At 70.4% G+C, this 18,199-nt stretch carries 22 protein-coding genes; 11 read left to right on the forward strand and 11 right to left on the reverse strand.

From position 1 onward, the window contains the following. Window positions 1-137 (forward strand): integrase core domain-containing protein (locus J1M38_RS02965; RefSeq protein ID WP_206481628.1); only part of this gene is annotated, 137 nt, incomplete at its 5' end. A gap of 45 nt (window positions 138-182) precedes the next feature. Here the strand turns inward: J1M38_RS02965 and J1M38_RS02970 are convergent. From J1M38_RS02970 to J1M38_RS02980, 3 genes are all read right to left on the reverse strand, one after another. After that, the gene (locus J1M38_RS02970) at window positions 183-656 is read right to left on the reverse strand and encodes a signal peptidase II (RefSeq protein ID WP_230297579.1); all 474 of its coding nucleotides are present in this window, start codon (window positions 654-656) and stop codon (window positions 183-185) included. A gap of 180 nt (window positions 657-836) precedes the next feature. Then, complete coding sequence (locus J1M38_RS02975) at window positions 837-2,792, reverse strand: cation-translocating P-type ATPase (protein WP_170721174.1); 1,956 nt, start codon at window positions 2,790-2,792, stop codon at window positions 837-839. After that, window positions 2,789-3,151, reverse strand: coding sequence for a helix-turn-helix transcriptional regulator (locus J1M38_RS02980; protein WP_060775722.1), 363 nt, complete (start codon window positions 3,149-3,151; stop codon window positions 2,789-2,791). Before J1M38_RS02980 ends, J1M38_RS02975 begins: the two co-directional genes overlap by 4 nt. 152 nt (window positions 3,152-3,303) lie before the next feature. On the opposite strand from J1M38_RS02980, the gene J1M38_RS02985 reads away from it, so the two are divergent. The 5 genes from J1M38_RS02985 (at window position 3,304) to J1M38_RS03005 (ending at window position 6,913) form a co-directional block, all read left to right on the forward strand. After that, a complete protein-coding gene (locus tag J1M38_RS02985; RefSeq protein WP_036313837.1) occupies window positions 3,304-4,053 on the forward strand; it encodes a cytochrome c biogenesis CcdA family protein in 750 nt (249 codons plus the stop codon). A 42-nt stretch (window positions 4,054-4,095) separates the two neighbouring features. Continuing rightward, window positions 4,096-4,821 carry a thioredoxin domain-containing protein gene (locus J1M38_RS02990; protein ID WP_081097719.1) on the forward strand — a complete coding sequence of 242 codons (726 nt, stop codon included), beginning with the start codon at window positions 4,096-4,098 and terminating at the stop codon, window positions 4,819-4,821. Between the two features lie 61 nt (window positions 4,822-4,882). Further along, a complete protein-coding gene (locus J1M38_RS02995; RefSeq protein ID WP_036313831.1) occupies window positions 4,883-5,542 on the forward strand; it encodes a vitamin K epoxide reductase family protein in 660 nt (219 codons plus the stop codon). Window positions 5,543-5,596: 54 nt separating this feature from the next. After that, entirely contained in the window at window positions 5,597-5,974 is a 378-nt protein-coding gene (locus J1M38_RS03000; RefSeq protein WP_036313828.1) for a helix-turn-helix transcriptional regulator, read from the forward strand. A gap of 30 nt (window positions 5,975-6,004) precedes the next feature. Further along, window positions 6,005-6,913 (forward strand): cation diffusion facilitator family transporter, encoded by a 909-nt coding sequence (locus J1M38_RS03005; protein WP_036313825.1) that lies wholly within the window; start codon window positions 6,005-6,007, stop codon window positions 6,911-6,913. A gap of 205 nt (window positions 6,914-7,118) precedes the next feature. On the opposite strand, the gene J1M38_RS03010 is transcribed toward J1M38_RS03005, so the two are convergent. The 3 genes from J1M38_RS03010 to J1M38_RS03020 form a co-directional block, all read right to left on the reverse strand. Then, window positions 7,119-7,736: a recombinase family protein gene (locus J1M38_RS03010; RefSeq protein WP_036313821.1), complete on the reverse strand. Its 618-nt coding sequence runs from the start codon at window positions 7,734-7,736 to the stop codon at window positions 7,119-7,121. A gap of 124 nt (window positions 7,737-7,860) precedes the next feature. Then, window positions 7,861-8,877, reverse strand: a complete 1,017-nt coding sequence (locus J1M38_RS03015) for a TniQ family protein (RefSeq protein WP_342356198.1) — start codon at window positions 8,875-8,877, stop codon at window positions 7,861-7,863. Next, entirely contained in the window at window positions 8,874-10,121 is a 1,248-nt protein-coding gene (locus J1M38_RS03020) for an IS256 family transposase (RefSeq protein WP_020397262.1), read from the reverse strand. The genes J1M38_RS03015 and J1M38_RS03020 overlap by 4 nt, the downstream gene beginning before the upstream one ends. 54 nt (window positions 10,122-10,175) lie before the next feature. On the opposite strand from J1M38_RS03020, the gene J1M38_RS03025 reads away from it, so the two are divergent. The 4 genes from J1M38_RS03025 (at window position 10,176) to J1M38_RS03040 (ending at window position 13,334) form a co-directional block, all read left to right on the forward strand. Then, window positions 10,176-10,547: a GNAT family N-acetyltransferase gene (locus J1M38_RS03025; RefSeq protein ID WP_342356196.1), complete on the forward strand. Its 372-nt coding sequence runs from the start codon at window positions 10,176-10,178 to the stop codon at window positions 10,545-10,547. A gap of 123 nt (window positions 10,548-10,670) precedes the next feature. Next, the gene (locus tag J1M38_RS03030) at window positions 10,671-11,282 is read left to right on the forward strand and encodes a trans-aconitate 2-methyltransferase (RefSeq protein WP_102708788.1); all 612 of its coding nucleotides are present in this window, start codon (window positions 10,671-10,673) and stop codon (window positions 11,280-11,282) included. Between the two features lie 132 nt (window positions 11,283-11,414). Continuing rightward, entirely contained in the window at window positions 11,415-11,837 is a 423-nt protein-coding gene (locus tag J1M38_RS03035) for an HIT family protein (RefSeq protein ID WP_070708679.1), read from the forward strand. 426 nt (window positions 11,838-12,263) lie between these two features. Then, window positions 12,264-13,334, forward strand: coding sequence for a GNAT family N-acetyltransferase (locus J1M38_RS03040; protein ID WP_070709019.1), 1,071 nt, complete (start codon window positions 12,264-12,266; stop codon window positions 13,332-13,334). A gap of 23 nt (window positions 13,335-13,357) precedes the next feature. Here J1M38_RS03040 and J1M38_RS03045 read toward each other — a convergent pair whose 3' ends face one another. Beyond that, window positions 13,358-14,233 carry an ArgP/LysG family DNA-binding transcriptional regulator gene (locus J1M38_RS03045; protein ID WP_070709018.1) on the reverse strand — a complete coding sequence of 292 codons (876 nt, stop codon included), beginning with the start codon at window positions 14,231-14,233 and terminating at the stop codon, window positions 13,358-13,360. Window positions 14,234-14,304: 71 nt separating this feature from the next. Here J1M38_RS03045 and lysE point away from each other — a divergent pair, with 71 nt between their 5' ends. Beyond that, window positions 14,305-14,919 carry an L-lysine exporter gene (gene lysE, locus J1M38_RS03050; protein ID WP_070709017.1) on the forward strand — a complete coding sequence of 205 codons (615 nt, stop codon included), beginning with the start codon at window positions 14,305-14,307 and terminating at the stop codon, window positions 14,917-14,919. A 37-nt stretch (window positions 14,920-14,956) separates the two neighbouring features. On the opposite strand, the gene J1M38_RS03055 is transcribed toward lysE, so the two are convergent. The 4 genes from J1M38_RS03055 to J1M38_RS03070 form a co-directional block, all read right to left on the reverse strand. Beyond that, entirely contained in the window at window positions 14,957-15,469 is a 513-nt protein-coding gene (locus tag J1M38_RS03055; RefSeq protein ID WP_049145677.1) for a helix-turn-helix domain-containing protein, read from the reverse strand. A 74-nt stretch (window positions 15,470-15,543) separates the two neighbouring features. Continuing rightward, complete coding sequence (locus J1M38_RS03060) at window positions 15,544-15,885, reverse strand: luciferase family protein (RefSeq protein WP_010080039.1); 342 nt, start codon at window positions 15,883-15,885, stop codon at window positions 15,544-15,546. A gap of 195 nt (window positions 15,886-16,080) precedes the next feature. Then, a complete protein-coding gene (locus tag J1M38_RS03065; RefSeq protein ID WP_206482195.1) occupies window positions 16,081-17,112 on the reverse strand; it encodes a methionine synthase in 1,032 nt (343 codons plus the stop codon). Then, on the reverse strand, window positions 17,109-18,155 hold the full coding sequence (locus J1M38_RS03070) for a putative oxygenase MesX (protein ID WP_127435210.1): 1,047 nt from the start codon (window positions 18,153-18,155) through the stop codon (window positions 17,109-17,111). Before J1M38_RS03070 ends, J1M38_RS03065 begins: the two co-directional genes overlap by 4 nt. Window positions 18,156-18,199: the final 44 nt, after the last annotated feature.

An 18,199-nucleotide genomic window follows, 5' to 3' on the forward strand; every position in this document is an offset into this window, starting at 1 on the left:
AGACAGCTCGGCGTGAGGCGCTGGCCGTGTGGGTGAACCACTACAACTACCATCGGCCTCATACCTCCTGCGGGGACGCCCCTCCGGCCTCGTTGGCCCCGGCCCGAGTCAACAACGTCATGCCCTCCTACACCTAGGGGGGACCGACTGCAGCGGGCCGCGGAGGGGAGTCCTAGTAGTGGTTATCGCGCGACGTCGACGGTGCCCCGGTCGGGCACCGTGGCGGTCAGGAGGACCGCGGCCAGCGCCCCGCCGACAATGAAGATGTCCGCGATGTTGCCGATGAACCAGTTCCCGTAGGCGAGGAAGTCCACCACGTGGCCTTGCCCGAATGACGGTGGGCGCAGGAGCCGGTCACCCAGGTGGGAAGTCACCGCGCCGCCGAGACACCCGATCACGATCGCCCAGGACACGGTACGGACCCGGAGGGTGAACCAGATCGCCGCGGCGACCGCCACCGCCGAGATGATGGTGAAGATCCAGGTCGAGTTGGCCCCGAACGAGAAGGCCGCCCCGGGGTTGTAGGCCAGCTGGAGCCCGAGCAGCTCACCCAGGAGCGGGACTCGCTCGCCCGTGGACAGGCTGTTCTCCGCCCACCACTTGGTCACCTGGTCCAGGACCACTACGCCGGCCCCGATCGCAATGGTCAAGAGCACCAGGGGGTACCTGCGCCGGTGGTTCATTCGTGTCCTTTCGCGATGCGCCCGTTTCCCGGCGCCTCAGTGGATCTGCTGACCCCGGCGCGACCTGTGAAATCGCTGGCAGGTACCGGATGGACCGGACAGGTCGGGTCTCACCGGGCCTGGGCGTCTCTGTCCCGCAGGCACGGTAGGAGCTCATCCCGTGGTGGCGGGTTGGGCTTGCCGGTCGGTGAGGGGTTCCAGGGCGGTGCGTCGGGTGGTGGCGGCGCGCAGGCCGTTGCCGATGACGATGACCTCGGCGACCTCGTGGACCAGGACCACGGCGGCCAGGCCGAGGACGCCGGTGATGGCCAGCGGCAGCAGCACGGCGATGATCAGCAGCGAGAGAATGATGTTCTGATTGATGATGGCCCGGCCGCGGCGGGCGTGGGCCAGAGCTTGGGGGATCAGGCGCAGGTCGTGGCCGGTGAAGGCGACATCGGCGGATTCGATGGCTGCGTCCGAGCCGGTGGCGCCCATGGCGATGCCGACCTCGGCGGCGGCCAGGGCGGGAGAGTCGTTGATGCCGTCACCGATCATCGCGGTGGGCCGGGTGCCGGTCAACTGGTGGACGGCGGTGGCCTTGTCCTCGGGGCGCAACTCGGCGCGCACGTCGTCGATGCCGGCCTGGTCGGCGATCGCCCGGGCGGTGCGGGCGTTGTCCCCGGTGAGCATGGTCAGGTCGATGCCCTGGCCGGTCAGGGTGGTCACGACGGTGGGGACCTCAGGGCGCAGTTCGTCACGGACCCCGATGGCCCCGGCGACCGCCCCGTCGCGGTGGATGATGACCACGGTCATGCCCTGGTCCTCCAGCCCCTGGACCTGGGCCGCCAGGGGGCCGGGGGCCAGCCAGCGGGGGCTGCCGACGGTGACGGTAGCCCCGTCCAGGCGGCCGGTGATCCCGTGCCCGGCGGTCTCGGTGACGCCCTCGGCCGCGGGCGTGTCCGGGGTGGCGGCGGTGATGGCCGCGGCCAACGGGTGGGTGCTGTGCTGTTCCAGTGCCGCGGCCCAGCCCAGCACTTGGTCCTCGGTGATGCCGGGGGCGGCGAGCACGGCGGTGACGGTGGGCTGGTTGCGGGTCAGGGTCCCGGTCTTGTCCACCGCCAGGTGGCGGATCCCGCCGAGGCGCTCGAAGGCGGCCCCGGATTTGATGACCACCCCGAACCGGCTGGCCGCGCCGATCGCCGAGACCACGGTGACCGGCACCGCGATGGCCAGCGCGCAGGGCGAGGCGGCCACCAACACCACCAGGGCGCGGGTGATCCACAGTTCCGGGTCCCCGAGCAGGGACCCGAGGGCCGCGACGAGCACGGCCAGGATGAGCACCCCGGGCACCAGGGGCTTCGCGATCCGGTCGGCCAGCCGGGCCCGGTCCCCCTTCTCGGCCTGGGCCTGTTCGACCAGGTGCACGATGGTGGTCAGGGAGTTGTCGGTGCCGGCGGCGGTGGCGTCAATCTCCAGGGCCCCGGCGGTATTGATCGACCCGGCCGAGACGGTGTCTCCCGGGCCGACCTCGACCGGGATGGACTCGCCGGTGATCGCCGAGGTGTCCAGGGAACTGCGCCCGGTACGCACGATCCCGTCGGTGGCGACCCGTTCCCCGGGCCGGACCACGAGCACCTGCCCGGGTCGCAGGTCCTTGGCCTCGACCTCCACCGTGGCCCCGCCGGCCCGGATGGTCGCGGTCTCGGGCACCAGTTTCAGCAGGGCGCGCAGGCCCGCCCGGGCCCGGTCCATGGCCTTGTCTTCCAGGGCCTCGGCGATGGAGTACAGGAACGCCAGGGCGGCGGCCTCCTCGATGTAGCCCAGGATCACCGCGCCGATGGCGCTGATCGTCATCAGCAGTCCGATCCCGAGCCGGCCCCGGGTGAACAATCCGCGCAGCGCCCCGGGCACGAAGGTCCAGGCGCCCAGCACCAGCCCGACCCAGAACACCACCGTGGCCACGAGACCGGCCCCGGACCATTCCAGGACCAGCCCGGTGAGGAACGCCAGCCCGGAGAGCGCCGGGAGCAGGATGGCTGCATCGCGCCACCACGGCCGGTGCTCCTCGTGCTCCTCGGGTGCACCGGGAGTGGGGGTCGGGGCCTCGCAGCCGCAGGCGGCGCTCACGAGGCCACCTCCGCCGTGTCGCAGCACCCGGGTACCGGGCAGCCCGGGTCCAGGCAGGGCGCGGAGGCATCCACCGCGAGGGTCACCTCGAGCAGACTGCTCAGCGCCCGGGCCAGGTGCGCATCGACGATCGCGTACCGGGTGCGGCGGCCCTGGTGCTCGACGGCCACGATCCCGCAGTCCCGCAGGCAGGCCAGGTGGTTCGACACGTTCGACCGGCTCAGCCCCAGGGCCTGGGCCAGCTCGGCCGGATACCCGGGGCCCTCCAGCAGGGACAGCAGGATCCGGGATCGGGTGGGGTCGGCCATCGCCCGGCCCAGCCGGTTCATCACGTCCAACCGTGTCGCAATCGTCAGCATGTGGTGAACTATACAGCCTGCACTGTAGTCTCTTGCGGGGTTTCGCCCGGGCCGGGCGACCCCGATCGATTGAATCAGTGAGGACCCTCCGTGACTGCCCGTTGCTGCCCCACCTTCCCGCATCGCCGCTGCCGGGGCCGAGGAGGACGGCCATGAGCCTGGGTGGGTTCTTCGCCGAGATGGTCCAGTCCGGGGCACTGCTGGTGGCGATGCCGCTGGCCGTGGTCGCCGGGCTGGTGTCCTTCCTCTCCCCGTGCATCTTGCCGCTGGTGCCCGGATACCTGGGGTATGTCTCCGGGCTGGCCGACCCGCGCCGGGCGGACAACCGGCGCCGGGTGATGACCGGGGTGGGACTGTTCATTATGGGCTTCGCCGCGGTGTTCACCCTCTACGGGGCCGCCTTCGGGGTGATCGGCGGGTGGCTGTTGCAGTGGCAGGACGCGCTGATCCGGGCCTTGGGGGTGTTCGTGATCCTGATGGGCCTGGTGCTCATCGGCTGGCTGCCGTTCCTGCAGAACACCCGGCGGATGTCCTTCCAGCCCAGGACCGGGATCGCCGGGGCCCCGCTGCTCGGGGTGGTCTTCGGCCTGGGCTGGACCCCGTGTATGGGCCCGACCCTCAGCGCCGTGCTGGCGTTGAGCACCACCACCGGGGACCCCTGGCGCGGGGCCCTGCTGGGCTTCCTCTACTGTCTGGGCCTGGGCATCCCCTTCGTGCTGGTGGCGATGGGCCTGGACTGGGTCACCCGAACGCTGGGCTTCGTCCGCCGCCACATCCGCGCCTTCAACATCATCGGCGGGGTACTGCTGGTGCTCGTCGGGGTGCTGATGGTCACCGGGATCTGGACCCTGTGGATCTACCAGCTGCAGAACCTGGCCGGCACCTTCACCACCCCCGTCTAACCCCGCCCGCACACGCCCCCCACCTCACGGATTGGACCGCTCGTGACTTCCCCTGACCCCACCGCTTCCACCCCGTCCCGGCAGCGCCGGGCCAAGATCGTGGTCTGGGTGCTGCTGGGCCTGGTCGTGGCCGCCGCCCTCATCGGTTACCTTGTGGCCCGCGGGACCGCCACCGCCCAGCAGCAGGACCCCAACCAGTCCACCGCCCAGTCCACCGGGCAGTCGACTGGGTCTGCCGGTCAGTTGGTGCGGGAGAATAGCCGGGTGCTCTCGCAGGCCCCCAATGAGAAGGCCGTGCTGGTGGAGTTCCTGGACTTCGAGTGCGAGGCCTGCGCGGCGGCTTACCCCTTCGTGGAGGACCTGCGCGCCGAGTATGCGGACACCGTGACCTTCGTGCACCGGTACTTCCCGCTGCCGGGCCACCCGAACTCGGTCACCGCGGCCATCGCCGTGGAGGCCGCTGCCCAGCAGGGCGCCTACGAGTCGATGTACCAGAAGATGTTCGAGACCCAGACCGAGTGGAGCCACACCACGGAGGACCGCAGCCCGGTCTTCCGGGCCTACGCCGAAGAGTTGGGCCTGGACATGGCCGCCTACGATGCCGCGGTGGCCGACCCGGCCACCCGGGACCGGGTCGAGCTGGACGTGGCCGACGGCACCGCCCTGGGCGTGGCCGGGACCCCGACCTTCTACCTCGACGGTGAGCCGCTCACCGTGAACAGCCTGGAAGAGTTCACCGCCGCCGTCGAGGCCGCCACCCAGGACTGACCGCCCGGACCATCCGCGGCCACCCGGGCCAGAGCAGAGGACCGAGAGCAAAGGACTTCCCATGACCGACCGGCTCACCGAGCCCACCGCCCCGAGCGCCGCCTCCCCAGTATCGGCAGCCGGCCCGGCGCCGGCCCCGGCGTGGTTCACCGGGCGCCGGGCCTTCGGCCTGGTGCTGCTCGTCACCGGCGCCGTCGGCTGGATCGCCTCGGCGACCCTGGTCCTCGAACGCCTCGCCCTCTACGAGAACCCCGGCCACACCACCAGCTGTGACATCAACCCCTGGGTGTCCTGCGGACGGGTCATGGGCACCTGGCAGTCCGAGCTGTTCGGCTTCCCCAACCCGCTGATCGGCATCGTCGCCTTCGCCGTGGTGATCTCCACCGCGATGGTCGTGCTCTCCGGGGCCCGGCCCGGCCGCGGGTACTGGCTCGGGCTGCAGGCCGGGGTCACCCTCGGGATAGGGTTCGTGGCCTGGCTGTGGTTCCAGGCCCTGTACGAGATCTACATCCTCTGCCTGTACTGCATGATCGTCTGGGCGGCCATGATCCCCCTGTTCCTCCTGCTCACCGCCCGCAACCTCGCCCACGGCGTGATCCCCGCCCCGCCGGGGGTGGTCCGGTTCGCCACCGGCTGGGCCGGGACCCTCATCGCCGTCGCCTACGTCGCCGTCGCCGGCTCGGTCTTCGTCCAGTTCCTCCCCGCCTTCACCGGCTTCTGACCGGTCCTGGGGCGCGACCTCGCCATTATCGACTGAAGGCGCTATCATCGTCGTATGACGATGATTAAGGAGCCGGGGGTGTCCCCGGCGGCGGGCCTGGGCCCGGCGGCGGCGCTGTTCCACGGGTTCTCCGACCCCACCCGGTTGGCGATCCTGCGGCACCTGGCCACCGGGGAGCACAAGGTGCGCGAGCTGACCGAGCACCTCGGGTTGGCCCAGTCCACGGTCAGTGCGCACCTGGCCTGCCTGGCCGGCTGCGGGTTGGTGGCCTCCCGGCCGGTGGGCCGGGCCTCGCTGTACGCCCTGGCCGCCGAGCCCGAGCTGCTTCAGGTGCTGGCCGCCGCCGAGCGGCTGCTGACGGTCACCGGGCACGCGGTCGAGCTCTGCCCACACTCCGGCACCCCGGGCCCCGACGGCCCCGCCGCGGCCTGAGCCCGGTCCCGGAGAAGGAGGACACAGTTAATGGGTGCACACCACCACGCCTCGCCGGCGCACCGCTGGCGGCTGGCGGTCGCTTTCGCCATCACCACGGCGGTGCTGCTGGCCGAGGTGGCCGGGGCGCTGATCACCGGCAGCCTGGCCCTACTGGTGGACGCGGCGCACATGCTCACCGACGCTGGCGGGTTGCTGATGGCCCTGCTGGCCTCCACCCTGATGGCCCGGCCGCCCACGGCCCGGCGCACCTGGGGGTTCCTGCGCGCCGAGGTGTTGGCCGCCCTGGCCCAGGCCGCCATCCTGCTGGCCGTGGGTCTCTACGCCTTCATCGAGGGCCTGCAGCGACTGTTCGCCCCGCCCGAGGTAGCCTCCGGCCCTCTGCTGCTGTTCGGGATCCTCGGCTTGGCCGGTAACCTCGCCTCGCTGGCCGTCCTCGGCTCCGGCCGCGGGGCCAACCTGAACATGCGCGCCGCGTTCCTGGAGGTCCTCAACGATGCGCTGGGCTCGGTGGCCGTGATCGCCAGCGCCCTGGTCATCGCCACCACCGGCTGGGCGCAGGCCGACGCCGTGGCCGGGATGCTCATCGCCGTGTTGATTGTGCCCCGCACCCTGAAGATCCTGGCCGAGGCCGCGCACATCCTGCTCGAATCCACCCCCCGGGACCTGGACCTCGCCGAGGTTCGGGACCACCTTGAAGCGGTGCCGCACGTGGTGTCCGTGCACGACCTGCACGCCTCCCAGATCGCCACCGGGGTCCCCGTGCTCAGCGCCCACGTCGTCGTCGAGGACCACTGCTTCCACGACGGGCACGCCCCCCAGATCCTGGACCAGCTCCAACACTGCGTCGCCGAGCACTTCGACGTGGCGATCGACCACTCCACCTTCCAACTCGAACCCGCCGCCCACGCCCACCACGAACACCCCACCCACCACTGACCCAGTGGGGCTGGTTGAGCAATAGACGCGTCCGCAGGAGGAACCCCCCACCGGACACACCCGCAGCCGACATGGATGAACAGTGGCACGCCACTAGGGACATCCCGCATGACCCGTCCGGTGGTCCGTCCCGCGACGGCACGTCATACGACACGCCCCCGGGTGGGTCACCATCGGCGGCACACAGCTCCGCAGCCCGCGGTGGTCATCGGCGTTGGGCCAGCACCTTCTGTCCGGCTTCGCGCAGTTCCCCGGTGGGTGAGACGTGGCGGTAGAGGGTCTGGCGGGTGATGCCCAGTTCCTTACACAGGGCACCGACGTTGGTGTCCTTGTTCCCCATCGAGGCCATCGCCAGGCGGATCTTGGCCGGGGTCATCTTGTAGGGCCGGCCGCCCTTGCGGCCTCGGGCCCGGGCCGAGGCCAGGCCGGCCTTGGTGCGTTCGGAGATCAGCTCGCGTTCGAACTCGGCCAGGGCGGCGAAGATCCCGAACACCAGCTTGCCGGAGGCGGTCGTGGTGTCAATCGCCGCCCCCTGGCCGGTGAGCACCTTCAGGCCCACGCCCCGCTCGGTGAGCTCGTGCACGATGTTGACCAGGTGGCGCAGGTCCCGGCCGAGTCGGTCCAGCTTCCACACCAGCAGGGTATCCCCGGCCCGCAGCGCTTTCAGGCACGCGGCCAGATGGGGACGGTCATCGCTCTTGCCGGAGGCCTTGTCCTCGTACAGAGCCTCCGGTTCCACGCCGGCTTCGAGCAGGGCGTCGCGTTGCAGGTCGGTGGCCTGGGAGCCGTCAGCCTTAGACACCCGCATGTACCCCACGAGCACCGCCCACCACCCCTGTCATTTATTCGATCGTTTATGTGACACGAGGCCCGCAGAGCGAGATGTTGAGAAATATTGTCACGTAACCGGTCATTTATTCTACGTCTCGCAGACGGTCACGGCGCAGCTATGGTGACAGGTAGTCCGAAGGGATGCCGAGCTCGGTGAAATTGCTCCGGACGCCTTGGATCACTTCGTCGTTGTCGCGGCGGTACATCGTGCAGAAGTTGAAGAGTTGGCGGGCGGTCTCGGGGGTGGTCCGGGCTTCCTCGACGACGGCCTGAAAGTTCTTTTTGATCTCCTGCCAACGGATGGCGGTGGGGTCCGTGGTTTGTTCGGTGCTGCCGGGGTCGCGGGAAATGTCCGGTTGGGGCAGGAACACCTCGGCTTCGCGTCCGGGGCAGGTCATGGCCCGGGTTTCGAACAGGTGTATCGCGGTGGCGGCGGCTTCCAGGGACTGGAGTTGGCGCTGATCGGAGAGTTCCTCGTAGGGGCGCCACGGGCCCTGTCCGGCGCGGACCGGGTGGCCGGTGCGGTCCCACACCTGTCGTGTCAGCCGGCCGGGTGCGCCGCATTCGATGATGGTCGCGCCGAGCTCGTCGAGCAGCGTCCTGAGTAGTCGGAACCAGAGGCCTGCGTGCACCCGGTGTCGGGGAAGGGCGACGGATCCTGTGGTCAGGGCCTGCCAGGTCCGCTGGTCCATGCTCCGGATCGCCGCCCCGACCGGTCGCGGCTCGGGCCTACCCGGCGAGACGTGCCAGAAGTCGTGGTAGCCCACCGGGCCGTTGTGGCGTTCGAGTCGGCAGTGGTGGACGGGGCAGGAGAGCATTAGGGGCACCAGCCACGCCAGTTGGTAGGGGCAGGGAGGGGTGGATTCCATGGTGCAGCGCGGACAGGCCCGGTGTTGCCAGCCGGCATCCGTGGGCAACCAGGCCCGCCAGTCCTCCACGGTACGGTCGCGTCTCCTTCCCCGGGGCAGCAGTACCGCCAGCTGGCGGGTATAGGTGGTGTAGGCCTCCGCCGCTGGCTCGAGTTGGTCCAGCAGCCAGGGGGTCTGCCCGCCGAGAGTCATGGCCCGTATGGGGTCAAGTCCCTGGAAGTGGTGTAACCGTCTTCGAGGTTGTAGGGGGCTTGTACCTGTCAGGTCTGCAGGGTCGGCATCACCTCCGTGCTCATCACGGTCTCTTGCTCCGTGGTCAGGGGCTCACGGCACCGGGCGAGCAGTTCCAGGCCGAGATACCGGCGGCCTTCGGCCCATTCATCTGTCTGCTCGGCCAGCACGGCCCCGACCAGGCGCACCACGGCATCCCGGTTCGGGAAGATCCCTACCGCGTCCGTGCGTCGCCGGATCTCCCGGTTCAGCCGCTCGGCGGGGTTGTTCGACCAGATCTGGCACCACACGTCCCTCGGGAACGAGGTGAACGCGAGGATGTCCTGTCGAGCGGCGTCTAAGTGGGCGGCCACCGCGGGCAACCTGTCCTGCACGTAGTCCAACAGGCGCTCGAACTGGGCGTGCACGGCCGGCCCGTCGGGCTGGTCATACACGCTGTGCAGCATGGCCTTCACCGCCGGCCACATGCTCTTCGGGGTCACGGCCATCAGATTCGCCGCGTAATGGGTGCGGCAGCGTTGCCACACGGCCCCGGGCAGGTTCGCCGCCACTGCTTCCACGAGGCCGCGATGGGAGTCCGAGGTCACCAGTGCCACCCCGGCCAGCCCCCGGGCCACCAGGTCCGCGAAGAACTCGTTCCACCCCGCCCCGGACTCCGTGGTGGCCACCCTCAGCCCGAGGACCTCGCGGCGCCCGTCCGCGTTGACCCCGGTGGCGACCATGGCCACCGCGTTGACCACACGCCCGCCCTCACGCACCTTCATGGTCAGGGCGTCGGCGGCGAGGAACACGAACGGGCCGGCCTCGCCCAGCGGCCGGTGACGGAAAGCCTCGATGTGCTCGTCCAACTCCTGTGCCATCCGGCTGACCTGGGACTTCGAGAGCGAGTCGATGCCGAGCTGACGTACGAGCTTGTCCATGCGCCGGGTCGAGACCCCGGCCAGGTAGCAGTCCGCGACCACGGTGATCAGTGCGGACTCGGCCCGTTTGCGGCGCTCGAGGAGCCATTCGGGGAAGTACGTGCCGGCCCGGAGTTTGGGGATGGCCACATCGATCGTGCCGGCGCGGGTGTCCAGGGGTCGGTGCCGGTAGCCGTTGCGCTGTGCGGTACGGCTCTGGGAGGCCTGGCCGTACTCGGCGCCGCAGACCGCGTCCGCGTCGGCGGAGAGCAGTGCGTTGATCACGGTCTGCAGCAGGTGGCGCAACAGGTCTGGGGAGGCCTCCCCGAGAGCTTCGCGCAGCAGGCGTTCAGGGTCGACAATGTGTGGAGCGGTCATCGTGGTGATGTCCTTTCGAGAGTGCTGTGGAAGGTTCGCTCGAAGGCTCCCACGGTGACCGCGTCCGTGAAGGGGACGGTGTTGGCGACCGGGGAGGGTTACACCACTATCAGGGACTCAACTGGTGACTACGGAAAGCTGCGCGCCGATGCGAGCACTACAGCGTGGGTGGGTGGCCGTCTCGCCGGAGCCATCATGGTGGTCACCCACTCGATCTGGGACGAACACCTCACTGGTCCGTTCATCATCGACCTCTTCATTGATCCCCACGCACGCGGGAAGGGGGTCGGGCGGGCTCTGGTCCAACACGCCATCGCAACCTGCTGCGACGCCGGTGACCACACTCTGAGTCTGCGCTTCGGACAGGGCACCTCCGATGCGGCCATGAGGATTTACCAGCGGCTCGGATTCCGCCCCGTGGGATAGGCAGATTCGGTCGTTTGCGGCGGGCCCGATCCTCGCCGCAACTCTCGCCATGGGGAAGCCGCGACACACCATCGCTCGTCGCATCCTCTTCCCCCTACGTGCCCAGATCGAGATACTCAGGCCATGCCAGCCACTCCCACAAGTTCCAGCGATTGGGCCTCCTACAACGCCGCGCGGGCAGGCACCTCGGCCGTACGCCCTCTCACCGACCGGGCGCTCACAGCACTGCGGGCCACCCACCAGAACCTCGCAGGTCTGCGCGCTGTCGAGCTGGGAAGCGGCGCCGGCATTGAGACCCGGCGCCTTCTCCAGGAGGGTTTGAGCGTCCACACCATCGACGTCGACTCGAGCGTCGAAAAGCACATGAATGAACTCACCTCGCTCGGCATCCTCGAACACCGGACGGGCCTCATCGAGGAGTGGGATCCCCTCCCGCACGCCGACCTGATCCTGGCCAATGCCTCTCTGCCATTCATCCCTCGCGCACGCTTCACCTCGGTGTGGGACCGGATCAAGCACGCCCTGCTGCCAGACGGGATCCTGGCGGTCGATCTCTTCGGCTCCGATGACACCTGGGCCTCGGACCTGGGCACCTACCTCACCGGGAAAGAGGTGGACGAACTCCTCGACACTTTGGAGGTGATCGAACTGAACGAACGCAACGAAGAAGGGCGTGCGTTCGACGGCATCAAGCATTGGCACACCTTCACCGTTATCGCCCGCCGCCCAGCCTGACCCCTCCGCGCCCGACACCTGGCGAGCGAAACCGCACAAATGGTCGTTTGGGGCGGGCGAGGTCCACGCCAGTTGGCTCGCCAGCTCACGCATCTCTCCTCCCGGCGGTGCAGGCCCTCCTATAGTCGGACGATGGGAATCTCCTGCCCCTTCTGCGAAGTCGCCGAGCGGCGCACCCCCGCCCATGTGGTCACCGAAGGTGCGCTTTCGCTCGTCTTCCTCGACCTCCATCCGGTCGCAGACGGTCACTGCCTCATCATCCCTCGGCGCCATGTCCCCACACTCTCCGACCTCCTGCCCGAGGAGGGCGCCGAGATGTTCGCCCTCGCTACGCGAGTGGCCGGCGTCATCCGTAGGACCCTGGCTCCCGCGGTGAACCTGCACCTATCAGACGGCGTTGAAGCCGAACAGGACGTGCCCCATATTCACCTGCACGTGATCCCTCGTCACCGCGACGATCAGGTGTCAATCCACCTGCCCCCGTCTTCGACCTCGACAAGCCCGGAAGCAACCGTGACGGCGCTACGGATTGGGATGCACCTCCAGAGCAGCTAGGCAGATGCGGCACAACCGGTCGTTTGTGGCGAGGGGTCCCGCCATGCGCCGTGTGCGCCACCTCCGGCCCTGCCCGCCCGCCGCACGGCTCGCCACAACCAACCCGCTAGAGCGGCAGCCGCCCGTACGTTTCGGGCGATCCCTGGGGCCCGCGGGGGCGCCCACCTGGACACCCAGTTTTCACGCCGACCGGATCCCGCCCGATATGCGAAGAGTTCCCCGCGCGTCAGGTGGCATCTGCGCTGCATCTCGACGACAAAGGCCCTTGCCCCCCGATCCGCGTCGTGACACAGTTCACCCCATGATGCAGCAGCAGTGACCCCGTGGGTCCGACGACCCACCACCGGCCCTCCCCGCGCGCCCGTCTCGAGCACGGCTCGACGGGTGCCTCTGCGCCCACCCCTTTCTGCAGAAAGCAGTCACCGCATGCCTGACATCATCGAATTCCCCCTGCCCGCCTCGCCGGACGACCCCCGCTGGCGGGCCTACTGCCAGCTCGGCGACGAGTACAACCACGAGCTGATCGGCACGACCGAGTGGGATGAGACCCCCACGGATGCGCTCATCCAGGCCGCCGCCGAGACCGACCACACGCAGCGCCGCTACCTGGCGTACGTCGACGGCGATGCGGTCGGCTACGCCCGCGTCCTGATCAACCACGTCGACGACCCTGACGCGGCCGCCCTCAACGTCTACGTCCACCCGCGGCACCGCGGACGCGGCCACGGCCGCGCACTGGCCGAGCGGCTCGTCCAGGACACCGCCGGCCTCACCCGTTTCGAGACCTGGCCGCTGACGCCGCGGCCGGTGGCCGGGCAACGGACGCTCACCCCGCCCAACGGCGCCGGCGCGGTGCCCGCCGAACATCCGGGTGTGCGTCTCGCCCAGTCCTACGGCTTCGCGCTCGCCCAGATCGAGCGGGTGAGCCGGTATGACTTCGCCGATCCGGGGATCGACCCCGCCGCCGCCCTGGCCGAGGCCGAACGCGTCTCGTCGGACTACGAGCTCCACGCCTGGGAGGGCGCGGCCGACGCGTCCCTGCAGGACGACCTCGCCGTCCTCAAGGCCCGCATGGCCACGGACGTCCCGTCCGGGGAACGCACCGTGGTGGAGCAGGTCTGGGATGCGGCCCGCGTGCGTCGCATGGACGAGCAGATCCTGACGACCGGGCGGCTCTTCCGCGCGGTGGCGCGGCACCGCGCCACCGGTCGGGTCGTCGCCCTGAGCGAGCTGGTGGCGCCCCGTTCGCGCCCGGACGGGCTGATCGACCAGTGGGACACCATCGTGCTGCCCGAGCACCGCGGCCACCGCCTCGGCATGCGTGTGAAGGCGGCGAACCTCATCGCCGTGCGCGACGAGCTGCCCGAGGCCCGCGCGATCATCACGTGGAACGCCGAGGAGAACCGGCACATGCTCGACGTCAACGAGGCGTTGGGCTTCCGGCCTGTGTTGGCCGAGGCATCCATGGAGGCGCCGGCACCGCTGCGACGTCGCTGACGGTCCGCGACCTCGGTGCCGCCTCACCCCCGCTCGAGCGTCCGCTGGGCCGCCTCCCGCACCGCCCGCGTGAGCCGCACCAGGCGCGTCACGGGCAGCGTGGCTGCCTGCCAATACAGGGGCACGAGGACGTCGTCGAGCCCGGGCACGCGGGCCAGCCGGCCGGCGCGCACGTCCTCGACGGCCTGGGCGTCCACGAGCATGCCCCACCCCAGGCCGGCCCGGACGGACCGGTGGAACCCGTCGAACGACGGCGCCAGGTGCGTGGGCGGGGCGACGTCCAGCCCGGCGCCGCTCAGCGCGAGGCGCTGCAGGTCGTCCTTCGCGTTGTAGCGCATCATGGGCATCGCGCCGAGGTCGACGACGTCGCCCGCCGCGTGCCGCGCGAGCAGGGCGGGCGAGGCGAGCGGGACGTAGCGCATGCTCCCCAGCGGCTCCGCCGCGCACCCCTGCACAGGCTGCGGCTCCGTGGTGACGGCGGCCAGCACCTCGCCCCGGCGCAGCAGCCGGGCGCTGTGGTCCTGGTCCTCGACGTGCAGGTCGAGGACCGTGTCGTCCCAGTCGGCGGCCTCCGCCAGGACGGGCCCGAACCACGTGCCCAGCACGTCGGCGGGCACGGCCAGGGAGGTGACGCTGCGCCCGGCCGCCGTGCGGCCCAGCCCGGCCCACGCCTCCTGTTCGAGCACCCGCATGTGCCGGGCCACGCGCACCAGGCCGACGCCGGCCTCGGTCGGCTCGCAAGGTGTGCCGCGCCGGAGCAGCACCTGGCCCACCTCCCGCTCCAGGGCGCGGATGCGCTGGCTGACCGCCGAGGCGCTGACGCCGAGCTCGTACGCGGCCGCCTCGAACGAGCCCTCGTCCGCGATCGCACGCAGCGCCTGCAGCTGATCAAGGTTCATGAAGCAGAGCTTAGGCACCTGCAGTTCTCTTCGTTTGGCTCAGGCCCGGCCGGGCCCTAGCGTCCTCACCCATGTGGACCCTCGCCGGCACCGGCCTGCTCACCGGACTCGCCCTCATCGTCGCCATCGGCGCCCAGAACGCCTTCGTGCTCCGCCAGGGCGTGCGCCGGGAGCATGTGGGCGCCGTCGTGCTGGTGTGCATGGCCTCGGACGCCGTGCTGATCCTGGCCGGGACCGCCGGGGTGGGTGCGCTCGTGCAGGCCGTGCCGTGGCTGCTCGAGGTGCTGCGCTGGGGCGGCGCCCTGTACCTGCTCTGGTTCGCGGTCTCCTCCCTGCGTGTCGCGCTGCGCCCGCAGGGGCTCGTGGCCGAGCAGGCGCCGCGGACCGCGGGATCGGTCATCGCCACCACGCTCGCGCTGACCTGGCTCAACCCGCACGTCTACCTGGACACCGTGGTGCTGCTGGGCAGCCTCGCCAACCAGCACGGTCCCGACGCGCGGTGGGTCTTCGCCGCCGGCGCCGTCGCCGCCTCGGTGCTGTGGTTCACCGGGCTGGGCTACGGTGCGCGCCTGTTGGCCCGGGTGCTCGCCGACCCGAAGGCGTGGCGCGTGGTGGACGTGGTGATCGCGGTGGTCATGGCGGTGCTCGCGGTCCGGCTCATCGCCGGTTCCGGCGTGTGGGGGTGAGCAGGCAGACGCCCGAGCGCGCCTCCGGCACGAGCCACTACCCGCGCTCACCCCGGAGGCCGGCGCGAGCCTGACGCAACGCCTCGCGGTAGGACTCCGCATTCTGGTCGTAGAGCCCCGCAGACGAGGCCTCCCCGACGAGGTCGCTCAGCGAGGCGCGCCGCTCCCCACGCTTTCGCCGCTGATAGGACACGACGTCTTGGAGCCGGATGCGTCGGTGCCGACCACCGGTCGTCCTCTCGTACGGCAACGCGCCCTCCTCGAGCAGCCTCACCAGCGTGGGACGACTGATGCCGAGGAAGTTCGCCGCCTCCTGCGTCGTGAGCAGCTGGTCGACGGGCGCCACCGTGATCGCCTTGCCCACCCGCATCGCCTCGACGACGTCCCGCAGGACGTTGAAAGCCTCTGGCGGCAGGGGGACCTTCTGCCCATCAGGGCCGACCAGGGCAGCCGGCTGCGTCAGGCCGTCGAGGAACCTGCCGACGTCGAGCATCTCCTCGAGGTCCGTCGGCGGCAGCACCGTGTGCTTGTCATTCACCGTCGCAGTCATGGAACAAGACTACCCGCGAAAACGAAAAATTCGCAGTTTCCTCCCGCCTCCGCTCCCCCGCCCCGGGCGCTGCGTCAGCCGCGCGCGTAGGCGAGCGACTCCTCGATGATCCCGACGACGACGGCCAGCTCTGCCTCGTCCCGCGGACCGTAGAGCATCCACTCCGTGCCGAAGTCCGCGTAGCCATGCGGTTCGAGCCATCCGAGCTCGGCCAGACGGACGCCGCGCTCGGGCGCCAGGACGAGGTGCACTGACGTGTCGTCCACCCCATGCAGGTGCACCGGCTCCCAGCGCCGGCCTGGTGAGAGGTTGACCTCCGGGGTGCGCTCCTCCGGCCGGCCTGTCAGGTGGACGGCGCGCGACGTTGCTGGCGAGACGGTGCTGTGGCCCTCCTCGACGCCGTCGAGGGCGAACACCGCAGCGACCAGACGGCCCCACAGCTCCGGCGATGATCGCTGATCAAGCTGTCGGTGGGGCCCCTCGGTCGACGTCGCGGGACGACCGCCCGGCCGGGGATCGTCAGCGGTGAGCCGGACACGGGGGCTCGCATCAGGATCCATGCAGACGATCCAGACGGGGCCCCGCCGGCCAGGCAAGGCCACCAGGCCCCCTCACTCCCCGCCCAGCTCCTCCCGGAGGATCCGCGCGCCGGCCACGAGCGCGGCGGTCTTGCCCCGCGCCACCGAGCGAGCCAGCGGCGCCATGCCGCAGTTGGTGCTCGCGATCAGCTTGTCCGCGTCCACGAACTCGAGGGTCTCCCGGAGGGTCGCCGCGACCTCCTCGGGCGTCTCGATCTCGTCGCTCGCCACGTCGATCGCGCCGACCATCACCTTCTTGCCGCGCAGCAGGCCGATGAGCTCCGCCGGCACCCGGGAGTGGTGCCGCTCCAGGGCGATCGTGTCGATCGTGGACTCGCGCAGCAGCGGGAACGACGTCTCGTACTGGCGCCACTCCTCCCCGAGCGTGGCCTTCCAGTCGTTGTTCGCCTTGATCCCGTAGCCGTAACAGATGTGCACGGCCGTCTCACACGTCAGGCCCTCGGCCGCACGCTCGAGCGTCGCCACGCCCCAGTCGCGGACGTCGTCGAAGAACACGTTGAACGCGGGCTCGTCGAACTGCACGACGTCGACGCCCACCGCCGCCAGCTCCCGCGCCTCCTCGTTGAGGATGCGCGCGAACTCCCACGCGAGCTTCTCGCGGCTGCCGTAGTGGCGGTCGGCGAGGGTGTCGATCATGGTCATCGGCCCGGGCAGGGTCCACTTGATGGGCCGGTCCGTCCGCGCGCGCAGGGCCTTCGCGTCGTCCACGAACACCGGCGCCGGCCGGCCCACCTCCCCGACGACGGTCGGCACGCTCGCGTCGTACCGGTCGCGGATCCGCACCGTCTCGCGCCGGTCGAAGTCCACACCGCCGAGGTGCTCGATGAACGTGGTGACGAAGTGCTGGCGGGTCTGCTCGCCGTCGCAGACGATGTCGATGCCCGCACGCTCCTGATCGGCCACGGCGAGGGCGAGCGCGTCGAGCTTGCCCTCGCGCAGCTGCTCCCCCTCGAGCTTCCAGGGCGACCAGAGCGTCTCCTCCTCGGCGAGCCAGCCGGGCTTCGGCAGGCTGCCGACGAGGGTGGTGGGGATCAGGGTGGTCATCGGGTCTCCTCGGTGTCTCGTGCGGCGTGGGCGGCGGCCCAGCGCTCCAGCAGGTCGCGGTGCGGGCCCACGAAGTGCGCCTGCGTGTACTCCCCCTGCTCCCGGCCGAGGCGGGCCCGCTCCTCGCGGTCGTAGGCGATCCGGGTCTGCGAGAAGTCGCCGTGGTCCAGACGCGGCCGGTAGACCTCGCCGGCCCCGGCGTTCGCGTTGTAGATCTCCGGCCGGTAGATCCGCTGGAAGGTCTCCATGGTGGCGATCAGCCCGGCCAGGGAGAGGTTCGCGTGGTCGTTGAGCAGGTCTCCCCGCGAGTAGAACGCCAGCGGCGCCACGGCCCCGCGCGGCAGGAAGCACCGGATCCCCAGGCCCATCCGGCCGAAGTAGCGGTCCGTGCGGGAGGGCTCGTCCTGGCGGTACTCGACCCCGAGCACCGGGTGCTCGTTCGTCAGCCGCCGGTAGGTGCGGCTCGTGGACACGCTGATGCAGATCACGGGCGGCTGCGGGAACCGCTCCCGGTACGCCTGCGAGTCGAGCAGGTGCTGGAACAGCCGCCCGTGCAGGTCGCCGAAGCCGTCGGGCTCCTCGGTCCCCGGCGACGTCGCCGCGTGCGCGGGCAGCACCACGGAGAAGTCGTGGTCGCGGACGTAGGAGGAGAAGTTGTTCCCCACACTGCGGCCGAGCACAGCGCCCGTCGCACGCTCGACCACCCGCACGTCGAGCATCTCCATGAGCGGGAAGTCGACATCCGCGCCGTCGTCGGCGGTGAAGTGCACGTCGATCGAGACGATCTCGATCCGTGCCGTGTAGCGGTCCCGCTCCGGGTTGTCCCAGGGGGCGAGGTCGTTGAGGCGCCCGTCGATCATGGCCAGGGCGGCGCGCAGGTTCTCCCGCCGGTCCGCACCGCGGGCGAGGTTCGCGAAGTTCGTGGTGGCGCGCGTGCTGGCGGCGGGCGTGTAGTCCTCGTCGAACGGCGTGGTGTGGATGCTGAACGTCAGGTCGTCCACGCGGGTGGGCGCGGTGCTCGGGACAAGGGTGGCGTGGCTCATCGGGTCCTCTCCGGGGTGCGGGCGTGGGTGGTGCGGTGGTGGGC

It is taken from the genome of Micrococcus sp. KRD070, from assembly GCF_017168435.1.
Taxonomy (GTDB): Bacteria; Actinomycetota; Actinomycetes; order Actinomycetales; family Micrococcaceae; genus Micrococcus; species Micrococcus luteus.

Bases quoted from the DNA above. Each gene is read 5' to 3' on its own strand.
- J1M38_RS03035 (WP_070708679.1), top strand. From the start codon at position 11,415: ATGGGAATCTCCTGCCCCTTCTGCGAAGTCGCCGAGCGGCGCACCCCC.
- J1M38_RS03070 (WP_127435210.1), bottom strand. From the start codon at position 18,155: ATGAGCCACGCCACCCTTGTCCCGAGCACCGCGCCCACCCGCGTGGAC.
- J1M38_RS02995 (WP_036313831.1), top strand. From the start codon at position 4,883: ATGACCGACCGGCTCACCGAGCCCACCGCCCCGAGCGCCGCCTCCCCA.
- J1M38_RS03040 (WP_070709019.1), top strand. From the start codon at position 12,264: ATGCCTGACATCATCGAATTCCCCCTGCCCGCCTCGCCGGACGACCCC.
- J1M38_RS02980 (WP_060775722.1), bottom strand. From the start codon at position 3,151: ATGCTGACGATTGCGACACGGTTGGACGTGATGAACCGGCTGGGCCGG.
- J1M38_RS03005 (WP_036313825.1), top strand. From the start codon at position 6,005: ATGGGTGCACACCACCACGCCTCGCCGGCGCACCGCTGGCGGCTGGCG.
- J1M38_RS02985 (WP_036313837.1), top strand. From the start codon at position 3,304: ATGAGCCTGGGTGGGTTCTTCGCCGAGATGGTCCAGTCCGGGGCACTG.
- J1M38_RS03045 (WP_070709018.1), bottom strand. From the start codon at position 14,233: ATGAACCTTGATCAGCTGCAGGCGCTGCGTGCGATCGCGGACGAGGGC.
- J1M38_RS03020 (WP_020397262.1), bottom strand. From the start codon at position 10,121: ATGACCGCTCCACACATTGTCGACCCTGAACGCCTGCTGCGCGAAGCT.
- lysE (WP_070709017.1), top strand. From the start codon at position 14,305: ATGTGGACCCTCGCCGGCACCGGCCTGCTCACCGGACTCGCCCTCATC.
- J1M38_RS03030 (WP_102708788.1), top strand. From the start codon at position 10,671: ATGCCAGCCACTCCCACAAGTTCCAGCGATTGGGCCTCCTACAACGCC.
- J1M38_RS03065 (WP_206482195.1), bottom strand. From the start codon at position 17,112: ATGACCACCCTGATCCCCACCACCCTCGTCGGCAGCCTGCCGAAGCCC.
- J1M38_RS03000 (WP_036313828.1), top strand. From the start codon at position 5,597: ATGACGATGATTAAGGAGCCGGGGGTGTCCCCGGCGGCGGGCCTGGGC.
- J1M38_RS03055 (WP_049145677.1), bottom strand. From the start codon at position 15,469: ATGACTGCGACGGTGAATGACAAGCACACGGTGCTGCCGCCGACGGAC.